At 42.4% G+C, this 25,751-nt stretch carries 22 protein-coding genes; all 22 read left to right on the top strand.

Features of this window, described 5'->3' with window-relative positions:
• Positions 1 to 91 precede the first annotated feature (91 nt).
• The 22 genes from flhA (at position 92) to rimP (ending at position 25,750) form a co-directional block, all read left to right on the top strand.
• Positions 92 to 2,122, top strand: coding sequence for a flagellar biosynthesis protein FlhA (gene flhA, locus I2484_RS00485; protein WP_207149063.1), 2,031 nt, complete (start codon positions 92 to 94; stop codon positions 2,120 to 2,122).
• Entirely contained in the window at positions 2,122 to 3,234 is a 1,113-nt protein-coding gene (flhF, locus tag I2484_RS00480) for a flagellar biosynthesis GTPase FlhF (RefSeq protein WP_207149062.1), read from the top strand. The genes flhA and flhF overlap by 1 nt, the downstream gene beginning before the upstream one ends.
• A complete protein-coding gene (locus tag I2484_RS00475) occupies positions 3,227 to 4,093 on the top strand; it encodes a MinD/ParA family protein (RefSeq protein ID WP_207149061.1) in 867 nt (288 codons plus the stop codon). Before flhF ends, I2484_RS00475 begins: the two co-directional genes overlap by 8 nt.
• Positions 4,074 to 5,243 carry a protein-glutamate methylesterase/protein-glutamine glutaminase gene (locus I2484_RS00470; protein ID WP_481886361.1) on the top strand — a complete coding sequence of 390 codons (1,170 nt, stop codon included), beginning with the start codon at positions 4,074 to 4,076 and terminating at the stop codon, positions 5,241 to 5,243. The genes I2484_RS00475 and I2484_RS00470 overlap by 20 nt, the downstream gene beginning before the upstream one ends.
• Positions 5,244 to 5,256: 13 nt before the next feature.
• Positions 5,257 to 7,278, top strand: coding sequence for a chemotaxis protein CheA (locus I2484_RS00465; protein ID WP_207149060.1), 2,022 nt, complete (start codon positions 5,257 to 5,259; stop codon positions 7,276 to 7,278).
• Positions 7,279 to 7,293: 15 nt separating this feature from the next.
• Complete coding sequence (locus tag I2484_RS00460; protein ID WP_207149059.1) at positions 7,294 to 7,761, top strand: chemotaxis protein CheW; 468 nt, start codon at positions 7,294 to 7,296, stop codon at positions 7,759 to 7,761.
• Positions 7,751 to 8,383 (top strand): chemotaxis protein CheC, encoded by a 633-nt coding sequence (locus I2484_RS00455; protein ID WP_207149058.1) that lies wholly within the window; start codon positions 7,751 to 7,753, stop codon positions 8,381 to 8,383. The genes I2484_RS00460 and I2484_RS00455 overlap by 11 nt, the downstream gene beginning before the upstream one ends.
• Before the next feature lies 1 nt (position 8,384).
• Positions 8,385 to 8,879, top strand: coding sequence for a chemotaxis protein CheD (locus tag I2484_RS00450; protein ID WP_207149057.1), 495 nt, complete (start codon positions 8,385 to 8,387; stop codon positions 8,877 to 8,879).
• Positions 8,880 to 9,229: 350 nt separating this feature from the next.
• On the top strand, positions 9,230 to 10,012 hold the full coding sequence (locus I2484_RS00445; protein ID WP_207149056.1) for a FliA/WhiG family RNA polymerase sigma factor: 783 nt from the start codon (positions 9,230 to 9,232) through the stop codon (positions 10,010 to 10,012).
• The gene (locus tag I2484_RS00440) at positions 10,009 to 10,311 is read left to right on the top strand and encodes an RNA polymerase subunit sigma (protein ID WP_207149055.1); all 303 of its coding nucleotides are present in this window, start codon (positions 10,009 to 10,011) and stop codon (positions 10,309 to 10,311) included. Before I2484_RS00445 ends, I2484_RS00440 begins: the two co-directional genes overlap by 4 nt.
• Before the next feature lie 5 nt (positions 10,312 to 10,316).
• The gene (locus I2484_RS00435; RefSeq protein ID WP_207149054.1) at positions 10,317 to 10,817 is read left to right on the top strand and encodes a DUF6115 domain-containing protein; all 501 of its coding nucleotides are present in this window, start codon (positions 10,317 to 10,319) and stop codon (positions 10,815 to 10,817) included.
• A gap of 241 nt (positions 10,818 to 11,058) precedes the next feature.
• A complete protein-coding gene (gene rpsB / locus I2484_RS00430) occupies positions 11,059 to 11,784 on the top strand; it encodes a 30S ribosomal protein S2 (protein ID WP_207149053.1) in 726 nt (241 codons plus the stop codon).
• Positions 11,785 to 11,861: 77 nt separating this feature from the next.
• Positions 11,862 to 12,755, top strand: coding sequence for a translation elongation factor Ts (tsf, locus tag I2484_RS00425; RefSeq protein WP_207149052.1), 894 nt, complete (start codon positions 11,862 to 11,864; stop codon positions 12,753 to 12,755).
• A 78-nt stretch (positions 12,756 to 12,833) separates the two neighbouring features.
• Complete coding sequence (gene pyrH, locus I2484_RS00420) at positions 12,834 to 13,559, top strand: UMP kinase (RefSeq protein ID WP_186671216.1); 726 nt, start codon at positions 12,834 to 12,836, stop codon at positions 13,557 to 13,559.
• Positions 13,559 to 14,116 (top strand): ribosome recycling factor, encoded by a 558-nt coding sequence (gene frr / locus I2484_RS00415; RefSeq protein ID WP_207149051.1) that lies wholly within the window; start codon positions 13,559 to 13,561, stop codon positions 14,114 to 14,116. Before pyrH ends, frr begins: the two co-directional genes overlap by 1 nt.
• A gap of 248 nt (positions 14,117 to 14,364) precedes the next feature.
• Complete coding sequence (locus I2484_RS00410) at positions 14,365 to 15,159, top strand: isoprenyl transferase (protein WP_207149050.1); 795 nt, start codon at positions 14,365 to 14,367, stop codon at positions 15,157 to 15,159.
• The gene (locus tag I2484_RS00405) at positions 15,156 to 15,950 is read left to right on the top strand and encodes a phosphatidate cytidylyltransferase (protein ID WP_207149049.1); all 795 of its coding nucleotides are present in this window, start codon (positions 15,156 to 15,158) and stop codon (positions 15,948 to 15,950) included. The genes I2484_RS00410 and I2484_RS00405 overlap by 4 nt, the downstream gene beginning before the upstream one ends.
• 19 nt (positions 15,951 to 15,969) lie before the next feature.
• Positions 15,970 to 17,115: a 1-deoxy-D-xylulose-5-phosphate reductoisomerase gene (locus I2484_RS00400; protein WP_346014138.1), complete on the top strand. Its 1,146-nt coding sequence runs from the start codon at positions 15,970 to 15,972 to the stop codon at positions 17,113 to 17,115.
• Positions 17,116 to 17,158: 43 nt separating this feature from the next.
• Positions 17,159 to 18,418 carry an RIP metalloprotease RseP gene (gene rseP, locus I2484_RS00395; protein ID WP_207149047.1) on the top strand — a complete coding sequence of 420 codons (1,260 nt, stop codon included), beginning with the start codon at positions 17,159 to 17,161 and terminating at the stop codon, positions 18,416 to 18,418.
• Positions 18,419 to 18,613: 195 nt separating this feature from the next.
• Positions 18,614 to 20,320, top strand: coding sequence for a proline--tRNA ligase (locus I2484_RS00390; RefSeq protein ID WP_207149046.1), 1,707 nt, complete (start codon positions 18,614 to 18,616; stop codon positions 20,318 to 20,320).
• Positions 20,321 to 20,581: 261 nt separating this feature from the next.
• A complete protein-coding gene (locus I2484_RS00385; RefSeq protein WP_207149045.1) occupies positions 20,582 to 24,892 on the top strand; it encodes a PolC-type DNA polymerase III in 4,311 nt (1,436 codons plus the stop codon).
• A gap of 381 nt (positions 24,893 to 25,273) precedes the next feature.
• On the top strand, positions 25,274 to 25,750 hold the full coding sequence (rimP, locus tag I2484_RS00380; protein ID WP_207149044.1) for a ribosome maturation factor RimP: 477 nt from the start codon (positions 25,274 to 25,276) through the stop codon (positions 25,748 to 25,750).
• The last annotated feature ends 1 nt before the right edge of the window (position 25,751 follow it).

Below are 25,751 nucleotides of genomic sequence, written 5' to 3'. Positions count from 1 at the left end.
TACCTGCGTCCTGCAGGCACAAGCTCAATTCAAAATCTGGACGCAAACACTCCGGGATGTGTTTGATTAAATACTAGAAAGTAGGGATGACATGAAATTCAGAGATATAGGAGTACTCGCGGCGGTAATTATGATTGTTGCGATGCTTGTCATCCCGCTTCCACCATGGCTCTTGAGTTTCTTGATAATTATAAATATTACACTCGGACTTTTAGTTCTTTTAACAGCCATGAACATGCAGGAAGCGTTACAGTTTTCAATTTTCCCTACCTTATTACTATTGCTTACACTTTTCCGTTTGGGCCTTAACGTTTCAACGACTCGGGCAATTTTGTCAAACGGAGATGCGGGTGGAGTTGTTGAAACGTTCGGTACCTTTGTTACAGGAGGAAATATTGTTGTCGGTCTCGTTATCTTCGTCATACTTGTCATTATACAGTTTATCGTCATTACAAAAGGTGCGGAGCGGGTATCTGAAGTAGCGGCCCGTTTTACGCTTGATGCAATGCCCGGAAAACAGATGAGTATAGATGCTGACTTGAACGCCGGTATGATTTCTGAAACAGAAGCGCGTATGAGGCGTGAAAAAGTCAGTAATGAAGCCGACTTTTACGGAGCCATGGACGGGGCAACAAAGTTCGTTAAAGGAGACGCAATCGCCGGTATCATTATCGTCATTATCAACCTGCTTGTTGGGATGATCATTGGGGTGGTTCAAATGGGGCTACCATTCGCGGAAGCTGCTTTGCTCTTTTCACAATTGACAGTCGGAGATGGTATCGTTTCACAAATACCAGCGCTGCTTATTTCAACTGCAACAGGTATTGTTGTCACACGTGCCGCGTCTAAGGGCAATCTAGGTACCGATATTATCAGCCAGCTTTTCGGACAAGCCAAATTACTTTACATCGCAGCTGCAACGGTATTATTACTCGGTCTTGCTACACCTATTAACGACATTCTTACAATTCCGGTTGCAATTACACTTGCACTCGGGGCCTATATAATGTCTAAGAAGGTCATAGAAGATCCTAAGGAACTGTTAGAGATGGAAGAAGACCTTGAAACGGAAGGTTTGAAAAGTCCGGAAAATGTCGTCAATCTGCTTAATATAGATCCAATTGAATTTGAGTTTGGATATGGGCTTATTCCACTAGTAGATGCGACGCAAGGTGGGGATTTACTCGACCGAGTTGTCATGATTCGTAGGCAGCTGGCAATTGAGCTAGGTCTCGTTATCCCGGTTGTTCGTATTAGGGATAATATCCAGTTACAGCCAAATGAGTATAGAATTAAGATTAAGGGAAGTGAATTAGCAAGAGGGGAACTACTTCTTGATCATTACCTAGCGATGAGTCCGGGCGGGGATGATTCGATTGAAGGGATTGATACAATTGAGCCATCATTTGGACTTCCGGCTAAATGGATAACGGAGGATGTCAAAGAAGATGCAGAGATTCTTGGATATACGGTTGTCGACCCACCAAGTGTTGTTTCGACGCATCTGACAGAAGTGATTCGTGCAAATGCTGCGGACCTGATTGGCCGTCAGGAAACCAAGCAACTGGTCGATCATGTGCGTGAAACATTCCCGATTCTTGTCGACGAGCTCACACCAACCCCTTTATCGATTGGTGAAATTCAAAAAGTACTTGCGAAGTTACTGAACGAGCATGTTTCGGTACGAAACTTGCCAATCATCTTTGAAACGCTTGCAGATTACTCCAAATATACATCAGATGTCGATGTCCTAACAGAATATGTTAGACAGGCTCTTGCAAGACAAATTACAAATCAGTATGCGCCGACTGGTCAATCGCTCAAAGTACTGACCGTCTCTGGAAAAGTTGAGAAAATGATTGCGGATAGTATCCAACAAACCGAACAAGGTAATTATTTATCACTGGATCCACAACATTCTCAGGAAATTCTAGAGTCGATTGCGGGGGAAGTGGAACGTGTCGCTTTGATGGATCAATCGCCGGTCGTTCTCTGTACGCCAGCAATACGCATGTATTTGAGGCAAATAACGGAACGATACTTCCCTCAAATTCCAGTATTATCATACAATGAACTTGAAGCTTCAATTGAAGTCCAAAGTGTTGGGGTGGTGGATATTTAATGAAAATGAAAAAGTATACAGCGGAAACAATGGTAGAAGCCATGAAAAAAGTTCGTATGGACTTTGGTGATGAAGCGATTATCCTTAGTTCAACCGTTGTTAAATCTAAAGGATTCCTCGGTTTATATAAAAAGAAATCTGTAGAAGTTGTTGCGGGTTTTGATGAACCGGTATCAAAAATCGAAGAAGCAGTTCCCCCACCTATTTCTGTGCAGATTGAAAGAGGCAACGATACGACCGAAGAATTCAAAAAAGAAATGACCGAAATGAAAAAAATGTTGAAGGATATGCAGCAAGCCGCTACCCATTCACGTTTTCCGGATGAAGTAAAACCGTTACTTACTCATCTTAAAAAACAGGGTTTGTCCACAAATTTCATCACTGAGTTGGGCGAGAATCTTTACGATAGGATGAAAGTGGAGAAAAAAGATTTCACAAATGAAGAGCAACTTGTCATTGTAAAACAATTTCTAGAGCGGGAAATCGGTGATTTGCCATTCGGGGGCATTTCTTTCAATAAAAAATTCATTAATGTTCTTGGACCAACTGGAGTTGGAAAAACTACAACCATAGCCAAAATTGCTGCACGTGCACTTCTTGAAAATAAGAAGAAAATCGGCTTTATCACCACTGATACGTACCGAATTGCAGCGATTGAACAGCTTCGTACATATGCGAACTTGTTGCAGGCTCCAGTAGAAATTGCATATAACAGCAAGGATTTCGAACAAGCAATCGAGAAATTGGCTGATCGTGATCTGATATTTATTGATACGGCAGGTCGAAATTACAAAGAGGCTAAATTCGTAGAAGATTTAACGCGACTAATTGATTTTTCGCTAGATATGGAATCGTATCTTGTCCTTTCAATGACGTCTAAAGAAGAAGACATGCGGGTAATCATAGAACAGTTCAAATCATTTTCGGTTGAAAAGTTCATTTTCACAAAAATGGATGAAACCGGCTCGATCGGTCCGATGTTTAATCTGATGAAGGACTATGGTATCGGAACTGCGTATTACACGGATGGTCAGGAAGTGCCGGAAGATATTACCGAGGCAGACAGCATGAAGCTGATTTCCTTGTTAGTAAAGGGTGCTTATGATGCGTGATCAGGCTGAAACACTTAGGTTAAAGATGCTGAAGTCTCAAGGTAAACTGTCAAACTCGATTGCCATCGTCAGTGGTAAAGGTGGTGTTGGGAAATCGAATTTCTCCACAAATTTTGCCCATGCCATTTTATCTAAAGGTAAGAAAGTAATTATCATTGATATGGATGTTGGAATGGGCAACATTCATATTCTTCTTGGTATGACTCCACGGAACAGTTTGACAGACTATTTACTTAATAAGGTAGATTTAGATGAGGCAGTAAATGAAGCACCTGGAGGTTTGTCTTTCATATCCGGAGGTTCTGGGCTCGATACGGTTATGGAATGGTCAGCCGCTATGTTCGAAAGGCTAATCCAAGCGTTTGAACAGTTACAACAAAGATATGATTTCATCTTGTTTGATATGGGAGCGGGGGCAACGCAACGTTCAATCGACTTGATTGTCGCGGTTGATGAAATTATTGTTATTTCAACAACTGAACCAACATCCATCACAGACGCCTATTCGATGATGAAATTCATATGTTTGCAAGATCCCGATAAGGAATTTAGCATTGTCAGTAACCGTGTTTCAAAGGGTGATGATGGTAATGATGCTGTAACGAGACTTCAATATGCTATGCGTAAGTTCCTAGGGAAAGAGACAAAGATTCTTGGCTTCCTGCCTGAAGACCCAGTAGTTCATAAGGCTGTGCTTGCACAGGAACCATTTTTAGTGCTATATCCAAATGCTCCTATATCCAAAAGGATGATGGCGATTGCAGAGACCTTTGTCAGCCCTAGTTCTGAAGAGGATTTCAAACAAGGAGAAGGATTCCTCGGCAAAATGAGGAGTATCTTTGCGAAAGGGCGTGGATGATTTGAATACAGGCAATCGCAAGAAAGCGCTTGTTGTGGATGATTCGGCATTTATGCGTAAGCTCATATCCGATTTTCTGTCGGGCCATCCTGATATTGAAGTAATTGGGACTGCACGCAATGGTAAAGAGGCCGTAGAAAAAGTGGAAATGTTGAAACCGGATGTTGTGACCATGGATATTGAAATGCCAATTATGGATGGTCTTGAAGCGTTGCAAGAAATTATGTCGAGCCAGCCAGTGCCAATTGTCATGTTGTCGAGCACAACAAAAATTGGAGCGGAAAATACCATGCTCGCTATGGAATACGGTGCAGTTGACTTCGTCGCGAAGCCGGGTGGGGCTATATCTTTAAATCTTCACGAGGTGAAGGAAGAAATAATAGGGAAAGTCATTGCTGCTTCGGGGGTACGGCTGTCTACGTTGACAAGAGAGATTACGGGGCGACGTTTGACGCAACCAATTAGTTTGAAATCAGCTACTAAGCCGGTTGATAAAGCTGTTGAAATACCTAGATTTATCCCTAATCGGAGTCAGATAACGAATGTGACTAAAAATAAGATTCCCAAAACAGGTAAAACATTTGTTATAATAGGCACATCGACAGGGGGTCCTCGGGCACTACAAGAGGTACTGACGGGCTTACCCGCTTCAATAGGTGTTCCAATACTTATTGTTCAACATATGCCTCCAGGTTTTACAAAATCTCTTGCTGATAGACTGAATGGACTTTGTGATATTCAAGTAAAAGAAGCAGAAGATGGCGAGTTACTTGAAAATGGTACAGCCTATATTGCACCGGGCGGCCAACATCTTAAAATGACAAAAAGAGGCATGTCCTACTATGTCCGACTAGACGCGGTGGATCCCCCGCGTGCGGGACATCGACCATCCGTTGATGTTCTTCTCGAGTCAGCTGCCGAGAACAGAGAGTTGAACTTTTTGACAGTTATTATGACAGGAATGGGCTATGACGGGAAAAACGGTATGGAAGTGTTACGGAAAAACGGGAAAACAATTACGATTGCTGAATCGGCAAAGACATCAGTCGTATATGGCATGCCAAAAGCAATAAAAGAAGCTGGCTTTGCTGATGAGGTCGTGGACTTACACGATATATCAGAATCGATAATAGGTATTATAAAGTCTTAAAGGAGGCGTCACGATGGATACAAATCAATACTTGGAAATGTTTATAGATGAGAGTAAGGAGCATCTACAAGCTTGCAACGAGCATCTGTTGGAACTCGAGAAAAACCCGCTAGATCTTGCCATTGTAAATGAAGTATTCCGGTCCGCTCATACGTTGAAAGGGATGTCTGCAACAATGGGGTATGAAGACATCGCCGATCTTACACATATGATGGAAAATGTATTGGACGCAATCCGTAATTCAAAGATTCGTGTTACATCTGAAATTTTGGACGTCGTTTTGCAAGCTGTCGATTACCTTGAAGAGATGGTTATGGATATCGCCTCAGGTGGGTCAGGTAAAAAAGACGTTACCAAACTTGTAGAATCATTGAATAGGATTGAAGTAGGTGGGGCGGTAGTAGCTGAAACTGCGGCAGCTGTTGTACTCGAAGATAAAGGTAGCCTTAAAGATTCACTTAGTTATGATGGTTACGAAATGACTGTCATTAGTCAATCGTTTGATCAAGGCTTCAGCACATTTGAAATTAATGTGAAACTACGAGACGATTGTTTATTAAAAGCAGCAAGGGTGTATATGGTATTTGAAATACTGGAAAAATCCGGCGAAATCGTTAAATCTGAACCCAAAGTAGAGCGGCTTGAAAATGAAGACTTTAACGAAACGTTTACAGTGGCACTTATTACAAAAGAAGATGCGGATGTCTTGAAAGCCAAAGTATTGAAAGTGTCCGAAATTGAAAGCGTGTCTGTCATACCTGTTACAACTGATTATTTGATGCGTGATACAAGTGAAGAATCTGCTGAAGAAACAGAGTCGATTACGCCTACTATTATCGAAGAAGATGCTAAAAAAGGAAAACGCAACTCAGGCGTGCAATCAGGTAATAAAACAATTCGTGTGAACATTGATAGACTTGATGTACTTATGAATCTGTTTGAAGAGTTGATTATTGATCGGGGTAGACTTCAATCAATTGCAAGTGAAATCCATAACCCAGAGTTGAATGAAACGGTCGAACGGATTACGCGTGTATCTGGTGATTTGCAAAACATCATCTTGAACATGCGCATGATACCGGTTGAGACAGTATTCAATCGTTTCCCTAAAATGGTAAGGCAATTGGCGCGTGATCTTAACAAGAAAGTTGAACTCGAAATCATTGGAGCTGAAACTGAACTTGATCGAACAGTTATCGACGAAATCGGAGATCCGCTTGTTCACTTGATTCGTAATGCACTGGATCATGGTGTAGAAAGTCCAGCAGAGCGAGTTGCGAAAGGCAAGCCTGAGGAAGGCACTGTAACTCTTCGTGCATATCATTCGGGTAATCATGTATTTATAGAACTTGAAGACGATGGAGCTGGTGTCAATCGTGAACGTGTCCTTGCAAAAGCAATTAAAAGTGGCATTGTTACAAAAGAGACAGCTGAAACACTGACGGACCGTCAAGTAGCTGAACTCATCCTAGCATCAGGTTTTTCGACAGCTGAAAAAATTTCCGATGTATCTGGGCGGGGCGTTGGGCTAGATGTCGTGAAAAATACCATTGAATCGCTCGGTGGTTTTATGTCTATTGAATCGAAAGAAGGACAAGGTTCATTGTTCCAAGTTCAACTACCATTAACACTATCTATCATTTCAGTTATGCTAGTAGAATTGAAAAAAGAAGTGTTTGCGATTCCGTTGTCCTCAATCATTGAGACAGCTATCATTCAGACTTCAGATATTATGAATGCGCATAATCAGCAAGTCATTGATTTCCGTGGCAATATCATACCACTGTTAAATTTGACGGAAATTTTCGAAATACCAGAACAAAATAGTGAGTCGGATGGTTATCAGTCGGTAGTTATCGTCCGTAAAGGTGAAAGATTAGCAGGACTTGTTGTCGATTCATTCATTGGGCAACAGGAAATTGTTTTGAAATCGCTCGGTAATTATTTACAAAGTGTATTCGCAATATCGGGTGCAACGATTCTTGGAAATGGACAAGTTGCACTCATTGTCGATTGCAACGCATTGATTAAGTAAGCGGGGGTGAAGAATATGACTGATAAACTCAATCAAAAAGAAGTGAAAGTAATCGTTTTTCAATTGCTAGATATGGAATATGCTATAAGTGTAGATACCGTTCAGTCAATCGAAAAAGTGCTTTCGATTACTCGGGTTCCCAAAACACCAGCTTATGTTAAGGGGGTCATTAACCTAAGAGGAATCGTTACACCAATTGTCGACCTACGTGAGCGGTTTGGTCTTACTCCAAAAGAGATGGATGACAGTACTAGAATAATTATTGTTACGCTGGATGAATATGATGTAGGGCTGATTGTAGATGCTGCGAATGATGTACTCGACATTCCAGTGAATGCAATCGAACCACAACCGGCAGTCGTCGGTTCCATCGAATCAGACTTCGTATCCGGTGTCGCTAAAGTGGGGAAACATCTTCTTGTTATGCTGAATCTAGATAAAATTCTCGAGCCCGTGAAGCGGGTGACATCAGATGGATTCTGACAACAAGATTACGGACATGCATCTTGATGTATTGAAAGAGGTTGGGAATATTGGTGCTGCACACGCGGCGACTTCATTGTCACAACTGCTTAATCGTAAAATCGATATGTATGTTCCGAATGTCAAACTAGTGTCATTCGATGAGATGTTTGACCTTGCTGGTGGTGCCGAAAAAATAGTTGCTGGAATATTCCTCCGAATTAAGGGGGATTTGTCCGGCAGCATGTTTTTCGTTCTTCCCGTGGAATCGGCAAATCACTTCATTAGAAGATTGATTGGGGACGAGACATTCGATTTTTCCTCTCCCAATCTACCTGAAATAGGTGTATCCGCAATGCAAGAGCTAGGCAATATTCTTTCGGGTTCTTACTTGTCCGCTCTGTCCGACTTTACGGGCTTGAAAATTTATCCTACAGTACCTTCGTTAAGTGTCGACATGGTTGGTGCAATCGTCAGTTTCGGGCTGATTGAAGTATCTCATTATAGCGATGAAGTCATCGTTATTGACACGCAGATTCGTGAGGAAAGTGAGGAAGGAATTTCAAGTGTGAACGGTCACTTTTTCCTGCTTCCGGACCCTTCATCATACGTTACAATTTTCCGTTCACTAGGTGTAATGTGATATGGGGATTTTGAATGAGGTAATTCGGGTAGGAATTGCGGATATGAATATCGTAAAGGAACCGATGACAATTAGAACCTCAGGACTTGGTTCATGCGTCGGAATTGTTCTCTACGATGAGCGCAAGAAGATTGCGGGTATGGTACATATTATGCTTCCGGATTCCAGTCTTGGTAAATCGGATCGTATTAATGTCGCTAAGTTTGCAGATACCGGTATTTATGCGTTGATGGAATTGCTAAAAGCGGAAGGTGTCAGACCGATGGCTTTGAAGGCGAAAATTGCGGGTGGTTCACAAATGTTTCAATTCGGTTCTAGCGACACGATTCGCATCGGCCCGCGAAACGTTGAAGCCGTTAAACAAGAATTGAAACGGTTGTCTATCCCAATTATTGCTGAAGATACAGGTGGATCGAGCGGCCGCACAATTGAATTCAATCCCACAGAATCAATGCTTAACATTCGTACAGTAAACTTAGGGACGAAGGAAATCTGAAGTAGGGTGGATGAATTCGGTCGCTGAAAGTTAAGTATGGTGGCTGATTAGTTCAGTCGCCTTTTTTCGAATGAAAGTATACGTTTTATCTCCTTCGATCGGTGTCAAGACTCCAGGCGCCAGCCGCTCACAGGATGTGGATCAAGTAGCCGGCAGTGATTAGAAACTGCATCCCTCCTTATTGCCGCAGGACATTGTCTACTTAGGCTATGTTCCTTGAAAGTGATCCAGCTAGGAAGGATTGAATTACATCCCTCCTCGTTGCGACAGGACGCCTTGCGCTTTTCTTACGTTTCTTTGCTATAATATGAGTAACTATGACGGAATCATCATGGAAAGTGAGGGATTCGATGTCGAAACAGGATTTGATGGAGGAAGCCGTATGTTGGGACCTGTGGATTCGTAATCGTGATCCCGAAGCAGGAGACATACTTGTCCGTAAATACACGCCGCTTGTCAGCTATCATGTGCAACGGATTAGCTCTGGACTGCCCCGTAACGTTTCGCGTGACGATATAATGAGTCTTGGGCTTCACGGTCTATTTGACGCGTTGACTAAATTCGATCCGGGCAGGGATTTGAAATTTGATACGTATGCATCTTTTCGAATCCGTGGCACAATTATTGATGGTTTGCGGAAAGAAGATTGGCTACCGCGTTCTTCTAGGGAGAAATCCAAGAAACAAGAAGAAGAAATTATGAAGCTTGAGCAAAAGCTGCAACGTCATGCGACACCTGAAGAAATTGCAGAGCATATGGGAATAAGTGTAGATCAGGTATATCAGACTGTCCATGAACATTATTTTTCAAACGTTCTTTCTATTGATGAAAAAGTCAATGATGATGACGAAGAAGGGCAAAAGTCTTTTATCATAAAGGATGAAGGTGTAAAAACACCTGAACAGCAGACCATGATGACTGAATTGATTGGTGACTTGATCACTAAAATCAAGGAACTTAATAAAAATGAACAGCTTGTATTAAGCTTTTTTTATACAGAAGAAATGACTCTTACAGATATTGGTGAAATTTTAGGTTTATCTACTTCGCGGATTTCTCAAATTCACTCGAAGGCGCTATTCAAACTTCGCAAACTATTAGCAGCTGAAATTGTTGACGGAGGCGTCTTATGAGTCTGAAAGGGATTGAACTGCAAATTGCCATCCCCAAGACTTTCGAGGCGGGAAAAATTGCAGAACAAAAGCACCAACAGACCCAATTAAACCTAGATCATGCAAATTCCCTTATGGAACGGCAAGCGTTAAAAGCCAAAGAAACTGTCTTGGAATCGGAAGAGGCAGCGAAGGCGGCAAATGGACACCCACGGGAACAAGAACAAGGTGAATTGCAAAACGGAGACCACCAACAAAATGAAGAGGAAAAGAAGACGGTACACCCATACAAAGGTGCGTTTGTTGACTTTACAGGCTAATGACGATGACAACGATTTTATTAATGTTTTTATTCATCATACAAATAATTAGTTTTTACTTCCTTGCTTTGCTTTATACTAAAGTTACGAAGTTTGATGATCTCGAAAAAAAACAGCGCAAGCTAATGACTGAAATGGATAATTCGATTGGCGCATACTTATCGGAGTTGAAAGATGAGAATGAGCGCTTAATTGAACAGCTTACAGTCCATGTCCAACAACCTGCTCTCCCGAAGAAAACTGTAAGTGCATCACAAGAATCTGTGGCAGTAACAGAAAGTCGGCCCGAAATACGTGCCAGTATACCTAAAATGCCAGTTAATCTTGCTCTCAAGTCATATAAGGCAGCAGGACAGGCCTCTGAGGAGACTGTGGCACCGGTAGAAGCCGAGGATGAACGAACACAGGTGATTAGACTGCATGACGCGGGACAGTCCATAGAAGGAATTGCTAAGCAACTTGGCAAGGGACGCACAGAGATAGAGTTAATCTTGAAATTCAGATGATATATATATGTTGAGCAAATTAATACCTATATAAAAGCGAAGATGCCTTAATAGGGTAGCCGAAGCAGTTTCGATGGTATTCTCTATTTCATCTTATATAGGTTGCAAAAAAGATAATCATATGGTATATTATCGAATGGTATTACTACACACGTGGACGGACGTCAGGAATGGTGCCGAGAGGTCGTTTTGGCGGATGAGGTACACGGAGGGAATTAAACCAAAACAGGAGGAATATAAAATGTCAGTTATCTCAATGAAACAACTGCTTGAAGCCGGAGTACACTTCGGTCACCAAACACGCCGCTGGAACCCGAAAATGAAGAAATTCATCTTCGTGGAACGTAACGGAATCTACATCATCGATCTTCAAAAAACGGTGAAAAAACTTGAAGAAGCTTACGCGTTCATGCGTCAAGTTGGTGCTGATGGCGGTAAAGTTCTATTCGTCGGTACTAAAAAACAAGCACAAGATGCAATTAAAGAAGAAGCTGAACGCGCTGGAATGTATTATATTAACCAACGCTGGCTTGGTGGAACACTTACAAACTTTGGTACAATCCAAAAACGTGTTGCACGTATGAAGCAAATCGAGAAAATGGAAGAAGACGGTACATTTGACGTACTTCCTAAAAAAGAAGTTGGACAACTTAAGAAACAACACGAACGTCTTGTTAAATTCCTTGGCGGAATCCGTGATATGAAAGCAATTCCGGATGTTATGTTCGTTGTTGACCCACGCAAAGAACGCATCGCGGTTGCTGAAGCAATCAAATTAAACATTCCACTAGTTGGAATCGTTGACACGAACTGTGATCCAGACGAAATTGACTACATCATTCCTGCGAATGATGATGCAATTCGCGCAGTACGTCTATTGACTAGCAAAATGGCTGATGCTTTGCTTGAAGCAAGACAAGGCGAAGACGAAGAAGCGACTCAAGAAGAAACTGTAGCTGCAGAGTAAATCCAGTAAATGAAAAGACGATAAGCGGCTTATACCCTTATCGTCTTTTTTCGGAATTGATGGCATAAATAGGAGGAATGGAAAAAATGAAAATTACAGCGCAAATGGTTAAGGAATTACGAGAAAAAACAGGTACAGGTATGATGGACTGTAAAAAAGCGTTAACAGAAACAAACGGTGATATGGAAGCTGCAATTGATTTCCTACGTGAAAAAGGTCTTTCTAGTTCTGCTAAGAAAGCGGATCGTATTGCTGCAGACGGTACAACGTCTATTTACGTTGATGGTAACGAAGCAATTATTCTTGAAGTGAACGCAGAAACTGATTTCGTGGCTAAAAATGAAGGTTTCCAAACGCTTGTTAGCGACCTTTCTGTACATCTTCTTGCTACAAAACCTGCTACAGTCGAAGAAGCAGTTGCATCTATACTGCCAAACGGATTATCAGTAGCGGATCATATTTCGAACACTGTTGCAAAAATTGGTGAGAAAATCACACTTCGCCGTTATGAAATTCGCACGAAAACGGATAATGATGCATTCGGTCCATACTTGCACATGGGTGGACGAATCAGTGTCCTTACTATTGTTGAAGGTTCGACAGATTCAGATGCAGCAAAAGACGTTGCAATGCACATTGCAGCATTGAATCCGAAATACGTTTCACGTGACCAAGTTTCTGCTGAAGAGGTTGAGCACGAACGTAAAATCCTTACAGAACAAGCACTTAACGAAGGTAAACCAGAAAACATCGTTGCGAAAATGGTTGAAGGCCGTATCGGTAAATACTTCGAAGATATTTGTGTACTTGATCAGGCATTTGTTAAAAATTCCGATCAAAAAGTTGGTGACTTCGTGAAGTCGACTGGTGGCACATTGAAAGAGTTTATCCGTTATGCAGTTGGTGAAGGAATTGAAAAACCTGAAGATAACTTCGCAGACGAAGTTATGAGCCAAGTTAAAGGTAACTAAGCCGTTATAGACTAACAAATGGGGAACACATGCGTGTGTTCCCTGTTTTTCAAGAATACGAGTAGATGGAGGATACAAATGAGCAACCCAAAATATAAACGTATCGTCTTGAAATTAAGCGGAGAAGCACTTGCAGGTGATCAAGGTTTCGGTCTATCGCCAGAAGTTATTAAAAATGTTGCAGAACAAGTGAAAGAAGTTGTTGACCTAGATGTCGAAGTTGCCGTTGTTGTTGGAGGCGGAAATATTTGGCGCGGTAAAGTCGGCAGTGAAATGGGAATGGATCGTGCGACAGCAGATTACATGGGCATGCTTGCGACGGTAATGAATTCTCTTGCTCTACAAGATTCACTCGAGAAAATCGGTGTTGAAACACGTGTCTCTTCATCAATTGAAATGAGACAAGTTGCGGAACCTTACATACGCCGCAAAGCAATCCGCCACCTTGAAAAGAAACGGGTCGTTATTTTCGCAGCAGGTACGGGAAATCCTTATTTCTCAACTGATACGACAGCAGCACTCCGTGCAGCTGAAATTGAAGCGGATGTTATCCTTATGGCGAAAAATAATGTGGATGGCGTTTATTCCGCTGATCCAGCTAAAGATAAGAATGCAGTCAAATACTTAGAACTATCGTTTTTGGATGTCATTAACCAAGGGCTTGAAGTTATGGATTCCACGGCTTCTACTCTATGTATGGACAACGATATCCCACTCGTAGTATTCTCTATTATGGAAAATGGAAATATTAAGAGAGCTGTCTTAGGTGAATCGATCGGGACGGTCGTCAGGAGGAATTTGTAATGGCTAATGAAGTAATGGATCAAGCGAAAGATCGTATGGAAAAAGCAATTGGTGGATATACAAGAGAACTATCGTCTATTCGTGCAGGACGTGCAAGTGCTGCAATGCTGGACAGATTAACTGTTGAGTATTACGGAGCTCCAACTCCGATATCACAGATGGCTGGAATTTCAGTACCTGAGGCGCGTCTGCTTGTCATTCAACCCTATGACAAGACAATACTCGCTGATATTGAAAAGGCAATCATGAAATCAGATATCGGAATTACACCTTCGAATGACGGTAGCATCATCCGTCTTGCTGTTCCGGCATTGACGGAGGAGCGTCGAAAAGAACTTGTGAAATCTGTGAAAAAAGAAGCAGAAGAAGCAAAAATCGGTATTCGTAATGTTCGCCGTGATGCGAATGAAGATTTCAAGAAACTCGAAAAAAGTAGCGATATTACTGAGGATGAGTTACGCCGCTATGGTGAGGAAATCCAAAAGTTGACGGATTCGCAAATCCTGAGAATCGATGAAATTGCAAAAGTTAAAGAAAATGAAATCATGGAAATCTGATAGAAGAACTTTCTATATTTCTAGACGTCCTAATTTCAGGACGTCTTTTTCTTTGCTTAGGAAATTATAAAGATCTTGGCTTGTGGATAACCTATGATGGGAGCTATTCCAAGTCGAGATTCCAACGCCCCTGATCAGGCGTTTCCGTTTTTGTTCTTTTGAACGGCAATAAAAAATGAAATTAACCGTCTAATTTGTTACGATAGAGTATGTACTTGCTCTGATAGTAGCTGAGTGGAGGAAACGATATGCTGGAAAAAATATTTGGGAAAAAAACTGTGGTGGCAGCTAGTTCAATTTTGGACCGAATTGTTACTGTTAAAAGCAAGCATATCCCTGCCCACGTGGCGATTATTATGGATGGCAACGGTAGATGGGCGAAACAGCGTAATTTACCGAGAATTGCAGGCCATCATGAAGGGATGAAAAAGGTCCGTGTAATAACACGCATCGCAAATGACCTTGGTGTAAAAGTTCTTACACTTTACGCCTTCTCCACGGAAAACTGGAAACGACCGAAACTCGAAATAGATTTCTTAATGAAACTTCCTGGAGAGTTTCTTAGCACTCACCTCCCCGAATTAATCGAGCAAAACGTGAAGGTTGAAATGATTGGAAACTTTGATATGTTGCCAGATCATACAAAAAAAGCGATTAGTAAAGCAATGGATGAAACAAAGCACAATGACGGTTTAACATTAAACTTTGCTATGAATTACGGTAGCAGGCTAGAACTTGTCGAATCTGTTAAAGAAATTGCGACACTCATAGCGGATGGTTCAATTAATCCTGAAGATATTGATGAGTCACTCATTGGATCTCATTTAATGACCGCTCATTTACCTGAACCGGATTTACTGATCCGTACAAGTGGTGAAGTCAGGTTGTCCAATTTCATGCTATGGCAGCTCGCATATGCCGAGTTTTCTTTCACAGACGTGTTGTGGCCAGATTTTGATGAAATATGCATGCTTAATGCAATTGAAGATTTCCAATTGCGAAATAGACGTTTTGGAAGTGTAGAAGGGAATGGGGACGTTTGAAACAGAGGATCCTAACGGCAATCGTTGCGCTTATCTTTTTCGTTCCGCTAGTTGTAATAGGTGGGATACCCTTCACGATTGCAGTTTATGCAATTGCAACAATTGGGTTATATGAACTACTACGGATGAGGGACATCCAACTATTTTCAATCGAAGGTATTTTGACATGGTTAGCACTTGCAATTTTACTTATGCCTGCCGGTTGGAGTGGTAACGTCTTTGAAGTGGTTGGTTATACAAAAATCGAAATGACATTCGCTATTGTCCTTATGCTATTAATTTATACAGTTGTTGTGAAAAACCGATTTACGTTCGACCATGCCGCTTTTTCTGTTTTGGCTGCATTATATGTCGGAATCGGATTTTATTATTTAATTGAAACGAGATTGTTTGGAATCGAATACGTCGTGTATGCTTTGCTGGTAATCTGGACGACCGACTCTGGTGCTTATTTCATAGGGAAGAAAATTGGCAAGCGCAAGCTGTGGCCGGAAATATCTCCAAATAAGACAGTTGAAGGTTTTGTAGGCGGTGTATTGTCAGCAGTTGTTTTTGCTTGCATCTTCCAGTTCTACTTCCCGATTGCTTCTACATATATCATACTTATTGTTGTGACGATTATTGCTTCGATTGTCGGGCAGTTGGGCGATCTTGTCGAATCGGCATTAAAAAGGCACTATGAAGTCAAGGATTCAGGAAAGCTCCTGCCAGGCCATGGCGGGATTCTAGACAGGTTCGATAGTCTCCTTTTTGTATTGCCATTACTTCATTTTCTACACTTTGTAGGATAACGGAAAGGGTGTCTATATGATTAAGAAAATAAGTCTGCTGGGTGCTACAGGCTCCATCGGTATGCAGACACTGGATATCATTGGTTCCAACCCAGATAAATTTAAGCTCGTATCTTTTTCGGCTGGTTTGAATATCGATAGTGTAAGGGAAATTGCTTCCGTGTATCATCCACAAATGGTATCTGTAATTAGACGTGAAGACGCCAAGATGCTGAAAATGGAATTCCCCGCTATCGAATTTGTTTACGGTGATGAAGGCCTTGTTGAAATCGCGGCACGTACGGGTGCTGATATATTGCTCAACGCCGTAAGCGGCAGTGTTGGGCTTAATCCAACACTTGAAGCAATTCGCGCAGGGATAACCATCGCTATTGCCAATAAGGAAACACTTGTCGCCGCAGGAGATATCGTTATGAGTGAAGCCCGTAAATACGGTGTTCCAATTTTACCTGTGGACAGTGAGCATTCAGCACTTTTCCAAGCCTTGAACGGAGAAGATCCGAAACGTATTTCTAGGCTTATTTTGACCGCTTCAGGCGGAAGTTTTAGGGATCTTACCCGAGCAGAACTTTCCAACGTAACGCTCGAGCAGGCTCTTGCGCATCCTAATTGGTCGATGGGTAATAAATTAACAATCGACTCGGCGACAATGTTGAACAAGGGACTCGAAGTGATTGAGGCGCATCATCTTTTTGCAATGCCTTATGATAAAATCGATTGTTTGCTTCACAAAGAAAGTATCATCCATTCGATGATCGAGTTCGAAGACACAAGTGTCATGGCACAACTAGGCTCACCTGATATGAGGGTACCGATCCAATACGCTTTGACCTATCCTGATCGGATTCCAATGCAAAACGCGAAACCGCTTCGTCTCGAAGAAATTGGAATGTTGCATTTCGAGAAAATGGATCTTATACGCTTTAAGGCGCTAGGACTTGCATATGCTGCTGGTAGAGAAGGCGGTACAATGCCAGCTGCCATGAATGCTGCAAATGAAGTGGCTGTAGCGTTGTTTATGAATGGTCGCATTCCATTTTTACAAATCGAAGACGTCATTGAACGAGTAATGGAGGCGCATCGAACAATTTCAACTCCGAATCTTGAAGCAATTTTAGAAACAGATTCTCTTACTCGAAAAATGGTGTATGCTATGGTAGAATGAGTTTTTTAGAAACGGCCTAAGAGGTCAGTGAAGGTGGTTTTTCATGGAAACCGTTATTTCGTTTATAATTGTATTCGGTACTTTGGTCTTTTTTCATGAACTAGGACATTTCTTGTTTGCGAAAAAGGCTGGAATTATGGTGCGTGAATTCGCAATTGGATTCGGCCCTAAAATTATTGGTATTCAAAAAGGCGAAACGTTATATACAGTCCGACTTTTGCCGCTTGGCGGTTATGTTCGGATGGCAGGAGAAGACTTTGACACGGTTGAATTACAGGCTGGTTATCGTGTAGGTCTATTGATTAATGCGGCCGATGAAGTTGAAAAGATTTATTTGAACCGTAATGTTGCGAATCCTGATGTTTTGTTCCTTGAAACAGAATCATCCGATTTAGAAAAGGAACTGTTCATCGAAGGTTATGATGAAGAGGGACAGCTTGTCCGTTACAACGTATCTAGACAAGCGGTTATCTATGAGAAGGGGCAGAAAACGCTTATTGCTCCATATGATCGCCAATTCGAATCGAAACCCCTTGGCAGTCGAGCAATGGCCATCTTTGCAGGTCCATTGTTTAACTTTATCCTGGCGTTTTTCATATTCCTTGCGATCGGATTGTTACAAGGTGTTCCGACGTATGAGCCGATTATTACAAGCGTGGTTAGCGGTGATCCTGCACAGGTTGCGGGGATGGAAGATGGAGACTACGTTACAGGGGTCGATGGTAAACCCATTGGCACATGGCAGGAGTTTGCCGAAATCATTCAAAATAGTCCCGGTGTACTGCTCCAGCTTGAGTTGGATCGAAACGGTGATTCGGTGATAATGGATGTTGTACCGAAGACAGTTGAAGAAAAAGGAAAAGAATATGGCCAGATTGGCGTGAAGTATACAAGCCCAGTAGTGAAAGGGCCGCTAAAAGCAGTACAGTATGGGGTAGAAGAAACAATTGTATGGTTTAAGAGAATAGCCGAATTACTCGGGATGCTCGTAACAGGTCAATTGTCATTCGACGCCTTATCAGGCCCGGTAGGTATTTACCAAGCTACTGGGGAAGTGGCACAGCACGGAATATATAGCCTCATGAACTGGGCGGCAATTTTAAGCATTAACCTGGGGATTATGAACTTGTTACCATTACCAGCACTTGACGGCGGAAGGCTTTTGTTCTTCCTGTTTGAAGCAATTCGTGGGAAGCCAATCGCTAAACAAAAAGAAGGAATGGTCCATTTTGTAGGGATTGTTTTGCTGATGTTACTTATGCTGATAGTAACCTGGAATGATATACAGCGCTTTTTTTTCTAGACTAGAATAGCGCAAGGCGCCGTTTAACCCCGACAAGTAGGAGGGATGAAGTTCAATCCCGCCCTGCTGTAGGGCCTGTCGGAAAAGGCGTTCTTTGCCTTTATCGGCAGGTCAGAAGCGACTCGAGGGGTTGGCGCCTGGAGTCTAGACAATAGAATGGAATCTCCAAAAACATTACTTAAGGTGGGAACATAGATGAAACAATCGCGAACATTCATACCTACGATGCGTGAAGTGCCTTCTGATGCCGATGTAAAATCACATCAATTGCTTTTGCGTGCAGGTTTTATCCGACAAAACACAAGCGGAATTTATTCATTCCTACCTTTAGGAAAGAAAGTACTTCAAAAAGTCGAGACAATTATCCGTGAAGAAATGGAAGCAATCGAAGCGGTAGAAGTATTTATGCCTGCTATGCAACAAGCGGAACTATGGCAGGAAACCGGAAGATGGTACTCATATGGTCCTGAACTATTCAGAATGACTGATCGGCATAAAAGGGAATTTGCTCTCGGTGCGACTCATGAAGAAGTAATTACTTCTCTTGTCCGCGATGAAGTAAAATCGTATAAGAAGTTACCACTGACAATGTTCCAAATCCAGACGAAGTTCAGGGATGAACAGCGTCCACGTTTCGGACTTCTTCGAGGACGCGAATTCATCATGAAAGATGCGTATTCCTTCCACGCGACGGAAGAAAGCCTTGATGAGAAATACCAGGAAATGATGCAAGCCTATTCGAACATCTTTACAAGGCTTGGACTTGATTTCCGTGCGGTTCTGGCAGATGGTGGCTCAATCGGTGGTACAGATACGCATGAATTCATGGCGCTATCTGATATTGGTGAAGACACAATCGCATATAGTGACTCTTCGTCATATGCTGCTAATATTGAAATGGCCGAAGTGAATGTGAACTATGAAAAACTTGATGAACCGTTACAGGAAGTGGAGAAAGTTGCAACGCCTGATCAAAAAACAATCAGCGAAGTCGCTTCATTCCTTAATGTTGATGAAACTCGTCTTATTAAGACACTTATCTTCAAGGCAGATGATGAGCTAATTGCAGTTCTTTGTCGTGGTGATCATGAAATCAATGATATTAAGCTGAAAAATGTACTGGGTGCATCAGAAGTTGAATTCGCTGCTGAAGGTGATGTTACTGAACTTCTTTCTTGTGGGGTAGGTTCCATTGGGCCTCTTAAACTTCCTCTTGATCTCAAAGTGATTGCAGATCACTCAATCGCATCAATCGTAAATGGTGTATGCGGAGCGAACGAAGATGGTTTCCATTTGACGAATGTCAATCCAGAACGTGATTTTGCTGTGGATCGCTATGAAGATCTTCGTTTCATCCTCGAAGGAGATGCATCTCCGGATGGCAACGGTACGATTAAGTTTGCTAGAGGAATTGAACTTGGACATGTATTCAAATTAGGCACGACATATAGCGAGCCAATGGGTGGAACTTTCCTAGATGAAAACGGTAGATCGAAACCATATATCATGGGCTGTTATGGCATTGGGGTTTCCCGTATACTTGCAGCTGTTGCAGAACAGTACAATGATGAGTACGGCTTGAAATGGCCGAAGAAGATTGCGCCATTTGATATCCATCTTATTGCTGTTAATCTTAAAGATGAAAGTCAAAAAGAATTGGCTGACGAATTATATAGTGTTCTAAAATCTTATAGATACGATGTTCTCTATGATGATCGTCCTGAACGGGCAGGTGTTAAATTCGCCGATTCGGATTTAATTGGCTTGCCAGTTCGAATTACAGTCGGAAAAAGAGCTTCAGAAGGAATTGTCGAAATTAAATTTAGACAAACCGGAGAAACTGCTGAATGGCAAAAAGAAGAACTAACTGAAAAGTTACAAGCGTTTTTCATAGCTGAATAACTATCGAGAAGGGAAGGCCGCGCGTCGGTACTTCCCTTTTTGTTCGAAAGACTAAGAAAGAATACGTTTTTTGTACTAGAACAGTGTCTAGCTCCAGGCGCCAACCGCTCGGAGGCCTACAGGATGTAGGTCATGCAGTTGGGAGGGATTGAACTACATCCCTCCTGTAGCCAAGGCCAGCAGGATGCGGCGACTTTAGACTGCCTTACTCCTCTTGTGGCGCCTTGTGCATTTCTTAATAATGAGGGATAGGAGAGGCTTATGGACGCTATAAATAAATTATATATCTTGCTGCAGCAAATCGAAATGACAGATGATCAATATGCCATTCACTTTGAACATGCGGAACTTAACCGCGTGAACATTCACCGGAAATCGAGAGTGTGGCAATTTAATTTAACGCTCGAAAAGCCGTTACCTGCAAATGTCTATACAGTATTTTCACAGCGTGTGAATAAAACATTTGCGGCCATTGCAACGGTGAAGCTTCATATTACATCCAAAAATCAGGAAGTAGATGGGCAATTACTAACGGATTATTGGCCGTTTATCATCGAAGAGTTGAGGGATATGTCTCCGCCAATCAGAGAGCGTCTTATTGGGCAAAAACCGGTCATGACCGGTGGAAAAATGACGCTTTCTTGTACAAGTGATTTGGAACTTCAAATGATGAAAGGCAAATATGCAGAACTCATCGCGGATGTCTATACATCATTTGGTTTTCCGCGGCCTGTCGTCGATTTCAAATTGACAGAGGAAGATAGCGGAGCCGAAGCTGCCCGTGAAGCGTTTATGGCACAACGGCTAGCGGAAGAAGAAGCACTCGGTCAAAAAGCGCTTGATGATTTGAAAACAAGGGAAACGTCCAAGAAAGAAAATGGCAATGTATCTGGGCCATTTCGTCTCGGAACGCCAATCAAACCTGATGAGCCAATGCTTGAAATTCAGAATATCCAAGACGAGGAACGTCGCGTGACGATAGAAGGCTATGTATTTGACACGGATGTTCGGGAACTTCGTAGTGGACGCTCACTGTTGACGATTAAAGTGACGGATTACACGGATTCGATTCTTGTGAAAATGTTCTCGCGTGATAACGAAGATGCAGAAATGATGAAGACGTTGAAAAAAGGGGCATGGATTCGTGCTCGCGGTGGAATTCAAAACGATACGTTCGTACGTGATCTTATTATGATGGCGCAAGACGTTATGGAAGTGTCGCCTATTATCAGGCAAGACAAGGCGCCGAAGGATCGAAAACGGATTGAATTGCATGCGCACACGACGATGAGTCAGATGGATGCCGTTGTATCAGCATCTGCACTTGTGGAACAAGCAGCGAAATGGGGACACCCCGCTATCGCAATTACAGATCACGCGAACGTTCAATCATTTCCGGAGGCCTATAACGCAGGGAAAAAACATGGTGTGAAAGTCATTTTTGGCCTAGAGGCAAATTTGGTGGATGACGGAGTACCTATCGTTTTTGAAGAACAGCATAGAAAACTTGAAGACGATTCATTTGTTGTATTTGACGTTGAGACGACAGGACTTTCAGCGGTGTATGACAGAATCATCGAGCTAGCTGCAGTTAGGGTGAAGAATGGTGAGATTATAGAGACGTTCGAAAGGTTCTCAAATCCGCATCACCCATTATCTTCTACAACGACCAGGCTGACGGGAATTACCGATGATATGGTGAAAAATGCACCGGAAATTGAGGATGTCACGAAGGACTTTATAGAGTTTATAGGCGATTCGATTCTTGTAGCCCATAATGCGAAGTTCGATATGGGTTTCTTTTATCAAGCATGTAAAAAGGCAGACTTGGAAGCCGCGGCCTACCCAGTTATCGATACGCTCGAACTAGCACGCTTCTTGTACCCAGAAATGGGGAATCACCGGCTAGGTACGCTAGCTAAAAAGTTCGGAATCGAACTGACTCAGGCTCACCGAGCGATCTATGATACCGAAGCGACTGCACATCTGTTCCTCCGTTTGTTGAAAGATGCGGAAGGCAAAGGTATCGAATACTTGGATGACTTTAATCGCCATATAGGTGAAGGTGACGTCTACAAACGGTCTCGGCCATCGCATTGTACGCTTTTAGCGGTTGATGATGAAGGATTGAAAAACCTGTTCAAACTCGTTTCTTACTCACATATGAATTATTTTTACCGTATTCCGCGGATACCACGTTCATTGCTTGTTAAATACCGCAAAGGGCTGCTTGTCGGCTCTGGTTGTGATAAAGGTGAAGTGTTCGAAGGGCTTATGCAGAAACCTATCGAAGAAGTAGAGGAGATTGCGAAGTTTTACGATTACCTGGAGGTACATCCAAAACCGGTTTATTCGCATCTGCTTGAACTTGAATTGATTCGCGATGAGTGGAATATGGAAGACATTATGCGCAAACTGATCAAGCTTGGTAAAAAGGTTGGTCTACCGGTTTGTGCAACAGGAAATGTCCATTACATTGATGAAACGGATGCGGTATTCCGCCAAGTACTTGTCCGATCACAAGGTGGAGCCAATCCGATGAACAGGCATTCCCTACCGGCAGTTCAATTCCGAACGACGGATGAAATGCTGGAGGAATTTGCGTTTCTCGGTCAAGAAGTTGCTGAGGAAATTGTCATTGACAACCCGCATGCAATTTTAGCTAGAATCGGGAACGTAAAACCAATCAAGGATGATCTTTATACCCCTACAATCGAAGGGGCGGACGAAGATGTGCGCGAATTGACGTATTCGATGGCACACGGAATTTATGGTGAGCAATTGCCGGAAAACATCGAAGCGCGCATTGAAAAAGAATTAAAATCAATTATTGGTCACGGCTTTGCAGTTATCTACCTTATCTCACACAAGCTTGTGAAGAAATCGCTGGATGAGGGGTATTTGGTTGGGTCTCGGGGGTCTGTCGGTTCGTCGCTTGTCGCTACAATGATGGAAATCACAGAAGTCAATCCGATGCCGCCACATTACATTTGTCCGACCTGTAAGAAATCCGAGTTTTTCGATGATGGATCTGTCAGCTCTGGCTACGATCTACCTGACAAAATGTGCCCAATATGTGAAACGCCGTTCAAAAAAGACGGTCAGGATATCCCATTTGAAACTTTCCTTGGATTTAATGGGGATAAAGTGCCAGATATTGACCTTAACTTTAGCGGCGATTATCAAGCGCATGCCCATAATTATACCAAGGAACTGTTCGGTGAAGATTTTGTTTACCGTGCGGGGACAATCGGAACAGTCGCTGAGAAGACGGCTTATGGCTATGTACGCGGCTATATGAATGATAATAATTTGAACTTCCGCGGCGCTGAAATTGATCGCCTTGTACAAGGGTGTTCTGGCGTTAAACGGAATACAGGGCAGCATCCCGGCGGAATAATTGTTGTTCCCGATGATATGGATATATTCGATTTTACACCCATTCAGTTTCCGGCGAATGATTTGAATTCGAGCTGGAAGACGACTCATTTCGACTTCCATTCCATTGACAATAACTTGCTGAAACTCGATATTCTCGGTCATGATGATCCGACGATGATTAAAATGTTGCAGGATTTATCCGGAATTGATCCACTGACGATTCCACCGGATGATAAAGGCGTCATGGAATTATTCAGCGGTACATCTTCACTAGGCGTCACTCCGGAGCAAATAGGGTGTAAGACGGGGACGCTCGGTGTACCTGAGTTTGGGACAAGGTTTGTTCGGCAGATGCTTGAAGAGACGAAGCCATCGACGTTTTCGGAACTGATTCAAATTTCGGGATTATCTCATGGTACGGACGTTTGGCTCGGCAATGCACAGGAATTGATCCAGAACAAAACATGCGAACTGAAAGATGTTATCGGTTGTCGTGATGATATTATGGTGTATTTAATCTATCAAGGATTAGATCCATCAATGGCTTTTCAGATTATGGAATTTGTCCGTAAAGGCCGTGGATTGACACCGGAGTTTGAAGCGGAAATGAAAGCTCAAAGCGTGCCTAACTGGTATATCGAATCATGTAAAAAGATAAAGTACATGTTCCCGAAAGCGCATGCGGCTGCCTATGTATTGATGGCGCTGCGCATCGCATACTTCAAAGTGCATCACCCAATTTTGTACTATGCAACATACTTCACAATACGGGCAACTGACTTTGATCTACTGACCATGACGAAGGGATCGGCGTCGATACGGGCACAAGTTAAAGAAATTAATGCAAAAGGGCTAGATGCAACGCCGAAAGAGAAGAGTTTGCTCACCGTACTTGAAATTGCACTGGAAATGTGGGAACGCGGTATTTCATTGGCAAGACCGGATTTGTATAAATCTGACGCCACAACATTCCTAATTGAAGGCAATATACTAATTCCGCCATTTAATTCAGTTCCGTCTCTTGGGACGAACGTTGCGAATTCAATTGTTGAAGCAAGGAAAGATGGAGAGTTTCTTTCGAAAGAAGATTTACAGCAGCGCGGCCGTGTTTCGAAGACAATTGTCGAGTATTTGGACGCCTTAGGTTGTTTGGAAGGCATGCCTGAAGCGAATCAGTTGTCCCTCTTCTAGTATTTGCACTACGTTTTTTCATTTGCAATAAAGGGTATTGTTGGGCATCTATTGTATAATCCCCGCAAAGTGAGAGGGAATTATACAAACAAACCAAACGCTTCTTGTTCGGTTTGTTTGCACCAGCAAATATCGTATGGTATGATGGGAACAACTTTTGTAATAGTCTTGCGCAAAAAGAGTGGGATTTCCCGCTCTTTTCTGTTGTTCTGTACTGTTTTTTAACCAATTTCAGTGCTGTGTCCAAACGCATACTGAAGTTGGTTAAAGCCTCCGGCGGATGTCACAGATTTTGTAGTGTAGTTTATCGTGCAAGCACGATACAAAATCTGGACGCAAATACGCCGAGGCGTATTTGATTAATATTTCGGGAGGGGTAAGATGAGTAATATTACGGAAGAAGTCGCAAAAATCGCCAGCCCAATTGTAGAGGAACTAGAATTGGAACTTGTCGATGTAGAGTTCGTTAAAGAAGGAAGAGATTGGTTTTTACGGGTCTATATTGATACACCTAACGGAAGCATCGATATTGATCAGTGCTCTCAAGTTAGTGAAAAGTTAAGTGAAGAGCTTGACCGTACTGATCCAATTCCGCAAAACTATTTTCTTGAAGTGTCTTCACCAGGTGCAGAGCGTCCGTTGAAGAAGGAAGAAGATTTTCAAAAAGCAATTGGACAGTTCGTATTCATTAAAACGTACGAAGCCATTAATGATATGAAAGAGTTCGAAGGTTATTTGTTGGCATATGGTCCCGAGGGCGCAGAAGTTGAAATGCGCATTAAGACGAGAAAATTAACGGTTGTAATCGACCAGGATAAAATTGCACTTGCCCGTTTGGCAATCGACTTTTCCGCATAAT

Origin of the sequence: Sporosarcina sp. E16_8, assembly GCF_017347095.1 — a bacterium.
Classification (GTDB): Bacteria; Bacillota; Bacilli; order Bacillales_A; family Planococcaceae; genus Sporosarcina.
Note: the sequence above shows the minus strand (reverse complement) of the source record. Positions and strands in the feature narration are given on the sequence as shown.